Raw genomic sequence first — 11,023 nt, forward strand, 5'->3', positions numbered from 1 at the left:
AATTGAAGTCGCATATAAGCATTAGCGGTCTAAATTTAGTTGGCTATCGAAAGATTTACTCAATACCATTTTTTCCAGGTATGAACATTATTTATGGAGATTCAGACACAGGTAAGTCGAGTATTCTAGAGTTTATAAATTATCTACTCGGCGCCAGCAGCATTGAGCTTTCTGACGAGGTCAACGCATCCATCGAGTACGCCGCTCTAGAGTTGGAAATAAATAGTGTCTCTCTCACTATAAAGCGCAACATCTATGACTCAAAAGAATACATAGAAGTCTACCCCTGCGTATTTGAAAAATGTGCTGATTTCTTTCCAAAAAAATATTCGCCAAATTTCACTGATACGCATGCCCCAGATGGTTATTTTTCCGACTTCTTACTGGATAGCTTAGGCTTCCCGAAAGTAAAAATTAAGGTTTCACCTTCCAAAGCAGATTCTGAAGTAAAACGACTCAGCTTTCGAAATCTATTCAAATATGTATATGTTAACCAAGATGATGTCGGAAGCAAGAGCTTCTTAGATTTAAACAACTGGATAAAGTCCACTAGCAATCGAGAAGTTGTTAAATATATTTTCAATGTTTTGGATTCAAGCATAGCAGAGCTAGAAGTTGAAATTGCTGAGCGCGCTCGTGAAAGCAAGAAGCTTCTTAACAAATATACATCTGTTTCTGAGTTCTTAAGGGAGACAGGTTACGACAGCCAAGTTTCCATAGATGATTCGATAACAATAATAGATAAAACCATCGGTGCACTTGAAGTCGAGTTTACAAAAATCAACAACTCTATGATCGCCAGTTCTCAAAACCACACGGAACTTAAAGCGATTTTCAACGAATTGTCATTAAATGAAAAGCACGCAGCACAGGAAATCATTAAAACGAGGGTGCAAATAGAAAAGTACTCGCGTTTGAAAAATGATTATGAAAACGACATTGCAAAAATAAATAGCATCATTCATGCACAAACTAGGATTGGTCAAACAACAGAGCATGCTAACCCCTGTCCTGTTTGCGACACTCCTATTCTGCCAACGCAAGCGACTGATAGTTTCCAAACAGTCAGCAGGGACACCCTGTCAGATGAATTGAATTCTATTCAGAAAAAAAAGAAAAGCATACAGTCGCTGATTGATGAACTATCTTCCAAGTCGCGTGAGTTGGCCCAAGACCAGGCAGCATACAATTCTGACCTGTCTCGCGCACGAGAAATGTTAGACACCGAAAGCCAAGCAATGATCACGCCGTACCTCACGCAACGCGATACTCTGGTTAAGGAAATTGCATCCAACAAAAAAGCTCGCGACTTCCTAGTTAACAACATACGCGTTAGAAATCAGCAGCAAAAAATTCATGACGCATATGAAAATTTGAATTTGGCAATAAAGCAATTAAACGAGCGACTTGTTGAGCTCAGAGAGACGGCCCCAAGTATTTCCGAAGTTTTGGAAACACTCGGAGATTACCTCAGCAAATATCTCAAGAAAGTAAATATTAAGAGACAGGAGGGGATTAGCATCAGCCCTAAAAGCTTTGCGCCTGTTATCCGGGGTCGTGATTATCTGAATATAACGTCGGGTGGACTTAGAACCATTTCCTCCGTTGGATTTATGATATCACTATTAGAATATGCGATTGACTCTGAAATAAACCACCCTAGGCTACTAATGATTGACACGGTAGGTAAATATTTGGGGAAAACCACAAAAGAGAAATATCAAGATCAGACCAACGTACAGGAAGATACCCGCGAAGGAATTTCCGACCCACTGAAATACCAAAATATTTATGAGTATCTACTTGACGTAGCTAATAAAGCCGAAGAAAAAGAAGTCCCATGCCAGATAATCTTGGTAGACAACGACGTGCCTGATACATTTGTTAATCGGTACAAGGCTTACATCGTTGCTCACTACAGTTCTACTGGAGAGAATGGGCTGGACGTAGGGCTGATCGACGATATTGAAAAATCAGTAAATATAATTTAAAAAATTGATCAGATGTATTGCTCAAATGAAAAGTAATTTGCCCCTCTTTTTTTCGAGATTTTACTGCACTTTGATTCTCAAAGAGCAGGTTTCCCCTTGCTCTAAGGGTGAAGAAATCTGGGTTTCAGGCAAGCGTTACCGGGGGACTGCTTTTGGGCAGGTTGTTAAGAGCGCGGATTATCCAAGCTAACGAACCAAGCTCGGCATCTGATTTGATGCTGACTGGACTGCCTATCGATACAAATGAGTTGCAGGCATTAACGGATCGGATGGCCGCATTTGGCCGACACCGGTCTGTTACAACCGGCGACTCCCGACCAAGTAAGGGGCCAAGAGGGGGCGGTCAGCTGGAAAATTCACATGCGAGCAGGCATCAGCAAGCAGAACCAGCCTCCAGGTTGACAGGCGGTAATGAGGCTGAGAGATTCCGAGCCAACATCCAATGGAACGGACACCCATGTCGCGCAAAGAGTTAGAAGCCAAGAAGCGGCACCATTTCGTCTGGGCGAAGTACCTAGCCCGCTGGGGCAGCGGCACGAAGAATGTTTTCTACACGACTAAGACTGGGAAGTTTGCCCACGACAGCGTGCGTGCCATTGCTGCTGACGACTATTTTTACAAAACCACCACGCTTACCAGCAAACATGTCGAGGTGATTAAAGGCTTATCCCGGCTAAGCCCAGACCATCTCCACCAACAGCACATGTCGTACCTTAATGACTTCTTGATGATGCAGCAGGCTGAGGGCGTGTACCGTAAGTATGGTATTCAAAATCAGGGCGGCGGCACCTCCATGCAATGAAGTGCAACCTACTGGAAAATCTCCACGCATCCCACGAAGAAATGGCGCTTCCAGTGCTGGAAGCGCTGGCGGATGAGCAAATCGACGTATTGCAAGATAAGCAATATATGATCGAATTCATGATGTTCTTCGGTCACCAGATATCCCGCACGAAGACTTTCCGAGATAGCGCGATCCAGGTTCAACCTCGGGGCAACGCCATGGAGAATGACGTGGCGGACGCAATGGCACATGCATGGTGGTTTCTGAGCTACATGTTTGGAATGAGTATCGGGTTCGGCTTGTACGCTGACCGCCACAACGCTAGGCATGCACTGCTGATAAATGACACAAAGGTGCCTTTCATTACCTCCGATCAACCTGTCGTCAATGTGCACTCGTGTGTTGCAGAGACAGAATTCGACGCACCTAAGCATTCTGACCTCTATTACCCAATCTCGCCGCGCGTCGCCTACATCATCTGCGATTCTGAACGCTTCACACCGGGCAAGAATGAGGTTGATGAGAGCACCGCCGTGGAGCTCAATGCCAAAGTGGCGGCCCAAGCCATGGTGCATATTATCGGTGATACCGAGCACGCCATTCGACCATTCAAAAAGTACATCGGGCGGCGCTATCAGAAAGCCCCCTGATATCCATCTCAAGGTCTGAATGACCTCACCTCCTATCATCCAGCGCTATAGCGCGGTCGGTCACTTCTCAGTTTGAATCACGCAGGGAAACTCAAGTGAAGTGCAATTTGGCAACAGGAATTCATTACATACAGATTCGCAAGCTTTTCTGCTTGAAGAGTTTTTAAAAACCAGAAGAACCAGGGAAAAGGCATAAGCAAGGCACGTGCTCGGCTCGATGCTTTTTATTCTTTATATATAGAGAGAGAGTATAGAGCGTGGGGCAGTGTGCATGAAGACACATACCTTGGGGTAAACTTAGTCAATGCGATAGTAGGCATACAGCGCGGAGCATGGCTTTGCTTCGTTTTCTCCGGTTTTGTGAAACTATTATAACTTGGAGCTTGCTTGCTTTTAATCGTAAAAAAGCCCGAAATCAACCAGGCTCTGTTCAATGCGCTCAGAACTCATCCAGCGCACGCACTCACCACAACATGATCGATATCTTCGTGTGTCAATATATCACTGTGATCGTGCACGATAACTGCGCTGAGCTTCGCGTAGTCATCCGGCATGGCTTTGTCTATCACTACGATATGCAAGCCCTTATTCTGATCGTAATCAGCAGAAAGCTTCCAATAACCGGCATTAATGGCGTAACTCGCGAGCATACGCGCAAAAAACTTCCGGGATTTATCATCTACAGCGCCATGGCATTCATCGAACTCTAAGCACGCACTAATCAAGTGGGCTGTATCGTCAACGCCTTCAAACTGCTGCACAAAGGTATGCGTACGGCCAAGTCATCTACCCAGCCCTGCAAAGCCAAGACATGGTGTGCACTTACATTTAAGTGGGCACCAGTTCTAGCCTTTTAAGCGGGTATTTCATGCAGCCAACACGCCGTTCCTATTCCAAATCCTTCAAAGCTCAGGTCATTCAAGAATGTGCCCAGCCCGGTGCTTCGATTGCCAGCATCGCACTCAGCCATAACCTCAACGCAAACCTCGTCCACAAATGGATTCGCCTGCAAGCGCAGAAAAGCACGGCGCTGCAACCTGCATTTATTCCGTTACCCGTGCCGCTGGCAGGGGCGAAATCCCACACATCATCATCGAATATTTGCGTTGAAATACAGCACCCGCGTGGCACCGTCACAGTGAACTGGCCCACTGAAAATGCTGCTGCCTGCGCGACCTTTCTTCGAGACCTTCTGCGATGATTCGCATCGACTCCATCTGGCTCGCCACCGAGCCGATGGACATGCGCGCTGGTACCGAAACGGCATTAGCCAAGGTGATTGCGGTGTTCGGTGCGGCGCAGCCGCACTGTGCTTATCTTTTCGCCAACCGCCGCGCCAATCGCATGAAAGTGCTGGTGCATGACGGCTTCGGCATATGGCTGGCGGCGCGCCGGTTGAGCCAGGGCAAGTTCCACTGGCCAAGCATTCGTCATGGCTCTGAAATGCAGTTGGACACCGAGCAACTCCAAGCCTTGGTATTGGGCCTGCCATGGCAACGAGCAGGTTCCGGCGGCTCGATCACACTGCTTTAACGGCTGCCATTAGCCTATCGGTCTATCGCCGCGAAGCGCCTGCTCTGGCAAAATTCGGCGCATGACTTCTTCTCCCAATCTCGACCAAATGACTCCCGACCAACTGCGTGCCTTAGCTGCGCAATTGCTCTCGCAAGTCGAAACAATGGGTAAGACGGTCGAAACCATGGGCAAGAAGATCAACCGCGATCAGACGGTGATCGAGAAGCTGACCTTCGAAATTGCGCAGCTCAAGCGCTTGAAATTTGCCAAGCGCAGCGAGCAGATGAATCCTGAGCAGGCCAGTTTGCTCGATGACCTGATCGATACAGATATCGCAGCGATTGAAGCAGAGCTTCAGGCCTTGCAAACAGTGCCAGCGGCGACCGAGAAAAAGCAGAAGCCCAAGCGCACTGCATTGCCGGCTGAGTTTCCACGCACACTGATCCATCACGAACCTGACAACACTCACTGCCCATGCGGCTGCGCGCTGAAACGCATCGGTGAAGATGTCAGTGAGAAGTTGGATTACACACCGGGCGTGTTCACCGTCGAGCGTCATGTACGTGGCAAATGGGTCTGCGATGACTGCGAAACGCTTATCCAGGCACCGGTTCCGGCTCAGATCATCGACAAGGGCATCCCAACCGCTGGGCTGCTGGCCCACGTCATGATTGCCAAGTTTGCTGACCATTTACCGCTTTACCGTCAGGAATCGATCTTCGGTCGAGCGGGCCTGGCGATTCCACGCTCAACCTTGGCCGAATGGGTTGGCGTGACTGGGGTTCAGTTGCAGCCGCTGGTCGATGCGCTGCGCGAAGTGGTACTCGGGCAGCAGATTATTCATGCCGATGAAACACCCGTGCAAATGCTCATGCCGGGAACAAAGAAAACCCACCGTTCCTATGTTTGGGCCTACGCCACCAGCCAGTTCTCGGATGTGGCAGCGGTGGTTTATGACTTCAGCCCCAGCCGTGCCGGAGAGCATGCTCGCAACTTCCTGCAAGGCTGGAGGGGCAAGCTGGTCTGTGACGATTTTGGCGGTTACAAAGCCAGCTTCGAACTCGGCGTGACCGAAATCGGCTGCATGGCCCATGCACGGCGCAAATTCTTCGAGCTGCACGCTACGAATAAAAGCACGCTTGCTGAGCAAGCCCTGCGCTATATCCAGTTGTTGTACGAAATCGAGAGCGAAGTCCGCGATCTGGAGCCGGATTTACGGCGGCGAATACGGAAAGAAAAAGCCGTCCCGGTAATGGACATGCTACATGTCTGGATGAGCGCCCAGCGCGACCTTGTGCCCGAAGGCTCAGCCATCAGCAAAGCACTCGATTACAGCCTGAAACGCTGGGCAGCGCTGTCGCGCTACCTCGATGACGGGGCTGTACCCATAGACAACAATTGGGCAGAGAACCAGATCCGATCATGGGCTCTTGGACGCAAGAACTGGCTCTTCGCAGGGTCGCTACGCAGCGGAAAACGGGCGGCGGCGATCATGAGTTTGATCCAGTCTGCGCGGCTCAACGGTCATGATCCGTATGCCTATTTGAAGGACGTGCTCACACGCCTGCCGACGCAGCGGGCGAGTGAAATCGATCATTTGCTGCCGCATATTTGGCAACCGGTCTAATTGCGTAAGACGTGATGCTCGGATGCAAACGTTCAGTTGCGCCCAGTAAGCAGCGATGATGTCATATTGGACAAGCACGCTTATCGTGAGAAATTGGAACAGCCTTACGAGGTTGTGCCCGATACAGTTACATCAGAGCTCTTCCTTTGCCTCGGCGAACTGGCGCACGGCGTCGACTACTTGCCGTGCTCCGCTCTGAATTTCCTCTATCACAAAGCCGGCTTGGCTGACCAAATCGACGCCTTGATCGACCTTTTGGCGACTAGCCTGCATGCTCTCCACAGCATCCTGCGCTAGTTCATGGTTGCGCTTCACAACATCGACGATTTCCACGGTGGCCTGCGCCGTGCGGGCTGCAAGGTTTCGTACTTCATCGGCGACCACCGCAAAACCTCGGCCTTGTTCACCCGCCCTTGCAGCTTCGATAGCAGCATTTAGAGCAAGTAGGTTGGTCTGCTCGGCGATACCTCGGATGGTCTGCACGATGCTGCGGATCATCTCTGACTGCTGATTGACTGCAGTGATGCCTTCAGCCGCTCGTGAGAGCTCGGCTGCTATGCCTTGTACCACCTCGACCGTTTCACTAATGACCTCGGCACCATGGCGAGCGCTTCTGTCCGTCTGCTGGGATATATTGTAGGCGAGCGTGGCTGCATCGGATTCTGCCTGCTGCTGGCGCACTTGGGACGTAATATCACGGGCAAACTTAACTACTTTGTAAAGCCGGCCACTGGCATCGAATACCGGGTTGTAGGTTGCGCTCAGCCAGACGGTATCGCCATGCCGGTTGAGTCGCTGGAAGCGTCCAGAGAAGAACTCACCACGGTTCAGTCGCTCCCAGAAATCGCGGTATTCAGGAGAGTCCGCTTCACCTCGTGTGCAGAACATGCGGTGGTGCTTTCCCCGAATCTCATCCAGGCGATAGCCCATGGCCTGCTCGAAGTTTTCGTTGGCGTCGAGAACCTCACCTTTCAAGTTAAAGGAAATCGCAGCCATCGAGCGACTGATGGCCTGAACCATGCTGCTCTGCTCCTGCTCACGGATCACCTGAGTAGTAATGTCGGTGGCCAGCTTCAGCACGCCTTCGACGCGACCATCGGCGCCTCGGATAGGGTTGTAGCTGGCTTCGAGCCAGACCTCCAGGCCTTGCTTATTACGCCTCAGGAAACGTTCACGTATGTACTCGCCACCAGCCAGGCGCTGCCAGAACTTACGATAGTCGGCACTCGCCTGGTAATCAGGAAAACAGAAAATACGATGGTGCTGTCCGACGATCTCCTCCAGTCGGTAGCCCATGGTGGTAAGAAAGTTCTCATTGGCACCTATGATGGTGCCATCGGGTTTAAATTCAATTGTTGCCGTCGAACGGTCAACGGCCACGGCCCTTGCTTCTGCGGCCTGAAGCTTTTGCAGAGCCTCAGCCAAGGTCTGCTTGATTGCCTTGTTGAACATTGATTAGCCTTAGAGTGAATTTTACTATCGGACGAATGAGGAGAAGCCGTAAATCCCAATTCGAATGTTTAACTGATGCTTAAATCAGGTGATGTAGCGGGTCTGCAAATTGCACCAGCAAGCACCAACTTGAATCTATGGCTTGTGCAGTATCACGCTAGAGTCTTGGTCGCGCTTAAGCTTTCCAGCATCCTCTCTGCGCTCATCGGCTTGCCCAGCAGGTAACCTTGCAAAATGTCGCAACCCAACTCGGTAAGCATCTGTTGTTGTTCAGCGGTTTCCACACCCTCTGCAACGATCCTCAGCCCCAGCGTTTTACCGAGCGCTACTATGGCCGAAACGATAGCCGCGTCATCGTCACACTTAGCCAGCTCGGTGATAAAACCTCGGTCGATCTTCAGTTCGTTGGCTGGTAGGCGCTTAAGATAAAGCAGGCTGGAATAACCGGTACCAAAGTCGTCGATGGAGATATTCACGCCCAATGCTGCCAATTGATCAAGAACAATCAAAGCAGCTTCAGCGTCCCGCATCGCCGTAGATTCGGTAACTTCCAGTGTCAGGAAACGGGGGGGCAGGCCACTGCTTTGCAGGGCATTGCGCACGACATCAACGAGCTTTGCATGGGCCAGTTGTACCGTCGAAATGTTGACCGCAATACTCCATTCGTCTTTACCTTCGCCTAACGCTTGCCATTCGGCCATCTGCCGGCACGCCTCATGGATTACCCAGCTACCGATTGGCACGATCAATCCAGTACGCTCTGCCAAGGGCAGGAAACGGACGGGCGGCACCAAGCCAAAACCTGGCTTGTTCCAACGCAGTAAAGCTTCAACGCCGATCATAGGGCCATTTGGGGCGAGCATCTTCGGCTGGAAGTGCAGGATAAATTCATTCCGATCCAGTGCGCACCGCAGATCCTGTTGCATTTCCAACTGCAGGTGAGCGTTAACGTTCATAGCTTTTTCAAAGAAGCAGTAGCCATCGCGGCCCTGCTCCTTGGCGTGGTACATAGCCGCATCGGCATTGACCATCAGCTCATGCTCGGTTAGGCCATTTTCTGGGAATATAGCGATACCGATGCTAGCGGACACATGCACTGTCTGCCGCCCAAGTACGTAAGGTAATCGAATATTTTCCACCAAGCGTTGCGCCAACATCGCAGCGTCTTCAGGTTCGCCGGGATCGATAAGCAGAACGAACTCGTCGCCTCCGAGGCGAGCCACCGTATCTTCGCCGCGTTTGGCGTCGTTGATTCGCTTTGCTACTTGCAGAAGCAACTGGTCGCCAGTGTGATGACCGTAAGTATCGTTAACAGCTTTGAAACCATCCAGATCCATGAAGAGTACGGCAAAGTGGCTCTTCTGCCTGATGGCTTTATGAATCGCTTGCTGAAGACGGTCGTTTAGGAGGATACGGTTAGGGAGGCGAGTAAGATTGTCGTGAAGAGCTAGCTGCACCAGTTCACTGTTTGCGAGGTCAAGGGAGCTGGCAAGTATGCTGGTGCGGACGTCAAGCATTGATACGATCAAGGCAATAGCGCAGACAGCCAGCGTGATCAGAATCACCAAAACCATTAGCCAGTTGCTATCAATGCCTGCATTGACCGCTCCGCACACGCTCCCGATAGGAAATTGGGCAGCCGCCATTCCGGTATAGTGCATTCCAACAATGGCACACCCCATAATTAACGAGGCGCCGATGCGTGTACGATTGATGTACTGACCTTCGCCACGCAGGCGGAAAGCGATCCACAAAGCCACGCCCGAAGCAAGGATAGCAATCAGCACCGATAGCGCGAACAACGACGGAACGTATTCCACTACAGGATTCATCAGCAGCGCCGCCATTCCAACGTAGTGCATGGATGCAATTCCGATACCCATGAGCACCGCACCAAGCAGCAAACGCGGCAGTGGCATTTCCGTCTGGCATGCTAGCCACAAAGCAAAGGCGGAGGAGGCGATGGCGATCAACAACGATAAGCCAGTCAGCGTCAGGTCGTAACCCAGCTCGATGGGCAGTTGGAAGGCCAACATGCCAATAAAATGCATCGACCAGAGGCCCGTGCCCATGGCGGAAGATCCACCGGCAAGCCAAAGTGCCGATGCTTTGCCTTCGGTACGGGTGACTCGACCAGTCATGTCCAGCGCGGTATAAGACGCCAGGATCGCTACGGCGAAGGAAAACAGCACATACACGCTGTTATAGCTGCTTACTAGCATTGAAACCCCGAAGGTTGAATTTGGCTCCTCTGGGCCATCGGCGGCACGAGCAGTTTCTGAAGAGTACGCTTCATCCTATCGTCAAAAATTTTACAAAAAAAAGCGTCATGCCAGCCTTGCGACTTCCACGGGCACGCTTACGGCTGAATGCGATGCTGGCAATTGTAGTGCCGTGCTGGGCACCCATATTGAATGACCTGGGCTTTGAAGGCCTTGGAATAGGAACCGAGTGTTGGCTGCATGAAATACCCGTTTAAAAGGCTAGATCTGGTGCTCACTTAAATTTGAGTGCACACGATGTCTTGGCTTTGCGGGGCTGGGTAGATGACATGGCCGGACGGTTACGCACAAAGCCCGTACGCGACGACATATCAAGCTGATCACGCGCTGAAAGCTGATACGCCAGCCGCTGGTTTACTACGCCATCCTTAAACCCAGCGCTGTAAAGCCAGAATCTCGTAAGCGCCCCGGCCTCTTTGTCTTCAAAAAGCTGATATCCGGAGCCATTTTCAGCCTTACCAACGAGCTTTAATGCCGCCTTTTTGATGCCAAACATTGCGTTTTCACTTCTTTTTAAGACAAAAAACTAGGGCGCCCGCACTGTAAATGCACAAAAAAACATGCAATTCACAACGAAAAGCGCCCGATTTAATCCTGGCGGCGGCAAAAACTGAGTGCAACACCTGACCTTTCCGGTACGGTGCTGCCCCTATGTCTTATACCGAACTCAGCGTTGAAGAGCGCGCCACCATTCAAATCGGTCGTACCCAAGGCTTCAGCCT

10 protein-coding genes and 1 pseudogene are annotated in these 11,023 nt (G+C 50.7%); 6 read left to right on the forward strand and 5 right to left on the reverse strand.

What is annotated here, in order from left to right; translation table 11 throughout:
• The first annotated feature begins 2 nt into the window (after positions 1–2).
• The 3 genes from JJD74_RS28375 to JJD74_RS28380 all read left to right on the forward strand — a co-directional run bounded on the left by JJD74_RS28375 (position 3) and on the right by JJD74_RS28380 (position 3,425).
• The gene (locus JJD74_RS28375) at positions 3–1,991 is read left to right on the forward strand and encodes an AAA family ATPase (protein WP_200617561.1); all 1,989 of its coding nucleotides are present in this window, start codon (positions 3–5) and stop codon (positions 1,989–1,991) included.
• Between the two features lie 457 nt (positions 1,992–2,448).
• Positions 2,449–2,793 (forward strand): hypothetical protein, encoded by a 345-nt coding sequence (locus tag JJD74_RS31000; protein ID WP_234451903.1) that lies wholly within the window; start codon positions 2,449–2,451, stop codon positions 2,791–2,793.
• Positions 2,790–3,425: a DUF4238 domain-containing protein gene (locus JJD74_RS28380; RefSeq protein WP_234451904.1), complete on the forward strand. Its 636-nt coding sequence runs from the start codon at positions 2,790–2,792 to the stop codon at positions 3,423–3,425. The genes JJD74_RS31000 and JJD74_RS28380 overlap by 4 nt, the downstream gene beginning before the upstream one ends.
• A gap of 446 nt (positions 3,426–3,871) precedes the next feature.
• Here JJD74_RS28380 and JJD74_RS28385 read toward each other — a convergent pair whose 3' ends face one another.
• A complete protein-coding gene (locus JJD74_RS28385) occupies positions 3,872–4,186 on the reverse strand; it encodes a hypothetical protein (protein WP_200617562.1) in 315 nt (104 codons plus the stop codon).
• 107 nt (positions 4,187–4,293) lie between these two features.
• Between JJD74_RS28385 and tnpA the strand changes: the two genes are divergently transcribed.
• The 3 genes from tnpA to tnpC all read left to right on the forward strand — a co-directional run bounded on the left by tnpA (position 4,294) and on the right by tnpC (position 6,567).
• On the forward strand, positions 4,294–4,626 hold the full coding sequence (gene tnpA, locus JJD74_RS28390) for an IS66-like element accessory protein TnpA (RefSeq protein ID WP_009682494.1): 333 nt from the start codon (positions 4,294–4,296) through the stop codon (positions 4,624–4,626).
• Positions 4,623–4,958, forward strand: a complete 336-nt coding sequence (tnpB, locus tag JJD74_RS31005) for an IS66 family insertion sequence element accessory protein TnpB (protein ID WP_009682493.1) — start codon at positions 4,623–4,625, stop codon at positions 4,956–4,958. Before tnpA ends, tnpB begins: the two co-directional genes overlap by 4 nt.
• A gap of 61 nt (positions 4,959–5,019) precedes the next feature.
• Positions 5,020–6,567 carry an IS66 family transposase gene (tnpC, locus tag JJD74_RS28400; protein ID WP_200617573.1) on the forward strand — a complete coding sequence of 516 codons (1,548 nt, stop codon included), beginning with the start codon at positions 5,020–5,022 and terminating at the stop codon, positions 6,565–6,567.
• A 132-nt stretch (positions 6,568–6,699) separates the two neighbouring features.
• Here the strand turns inward: tnpC and JJD74_RS31575 are convergent, their stop codons facing one another.
• From JJD74_RS31575 to JJD74_RS28415, 4 genes and pseudogenes are all read right to left on the reverse strand, one after another.
• A complete protein-coding gene (locus JJD74_RS31575; RefSeq protein ID WP_237143822.1) occupies positions 6,700–7,248 on the reverse strand; it encodes a methyl-accepting chemotaxis protein in 549 nt (182 codons plus the stop codon).
• Positions 7,243–8,019, reverse strand: a pseudogene (locus JJD74_RS31580) (PAS domain-containing protein); the annotation flags it as partial. The pseudogene JJD74_RS31580 and the gene JJD74_RS31575, both read right to left, overlap by 6 nt.
• Before the next feature lie 152 nt (positions 8,020–8,171).
• Complete coding sequence (locus JJD74_RS28410; RefSeq protein WP_200617577.1) at positions 8,172–10,241, reverse strand: putative bifunctional diguanylate cyclase/phosphodiesterase; 2,070 nt, start codon at positions 10,239–10,241, stop codon at positions 8,172–8,174.
• A gap of 274 nt (positions 10,242–10,515) precedes the next feature.
• A complete protein-coding gene (locus tag JJD74_RS28415) occupies positions 10,516–10,797 on the reverse strand; it encodes a hypothetical protein (RefSeq protein WP_200617578.1) in 282 nt (93 codons plus the stop codon).
• Positions 10,798–11,023: the final 226 nt, after the last annotated feature.

Origin of the sequence: Pseudomonas sp. MF6776, assembly GCF_016613125.1 — a bacterium.
In the GTDB taxonomy this organism is placed as follows: domain Bacteria; phylum Pseudomonadota; class Gammaproteobacteria; order Pseudomonadales; family Pseudomonadaceae; genus Aquipseudomonas; species Aquipseudomonas iridis.

Excerpts from the sequence above, each read along its gene's own strand:
- tnpB (WP_009682493.1), top strand. The coding sequence starts at position 4,623 with ATGATTCGCATCGACTCCATCTGGCTCGCCACCGAGCCGATGGACATG.
- tnpC (WP_200617573.1), top strand. The coding sequence starts at position 5,020 with ATGACTTCTTCTCCCAATCTCGACCAAATGACTCCCGACCAACTGCGT.
- JJD74_RS28415 (WP_200617578.1), bottom strand. The coding sequence starts at position 10,797 with ATGTTTGGCATCAAAAAGGCGGCATTAAAGCTCGTTGGTAAGGCTGAA.
- JJD74_RS28410 (WP_200617577.1), bottom strand. The coding sequence starts at position 10,241 with ATGCTAGTAAGCAGCTATAACAGCGTGTATGTGCTGTTTTCCTTCGCC.
- JJD74_RS31000 (WP_234451903.1), top strand. The coding sequence starts at position 2,449 with ATGTCGCGCAAAGAGTTAGAAGCCAAGAAGCGGCACCATTTCGTCTGG.
- tnpA (WP_009682494.1), top strand. The coding sequence starts at position 4,294 with ATGCAGCCAACACGCCGTTCCTATTCCAAATCCTTCAAAGCTCAGGTC.
- JJD74_RS28380 (WP_234451904.1), top strand. The coding sequence starts at position 2,790 with ATGAAGTGCAACCTACTGGAAAATCTCCACGCATCCCACGAAGAAATG.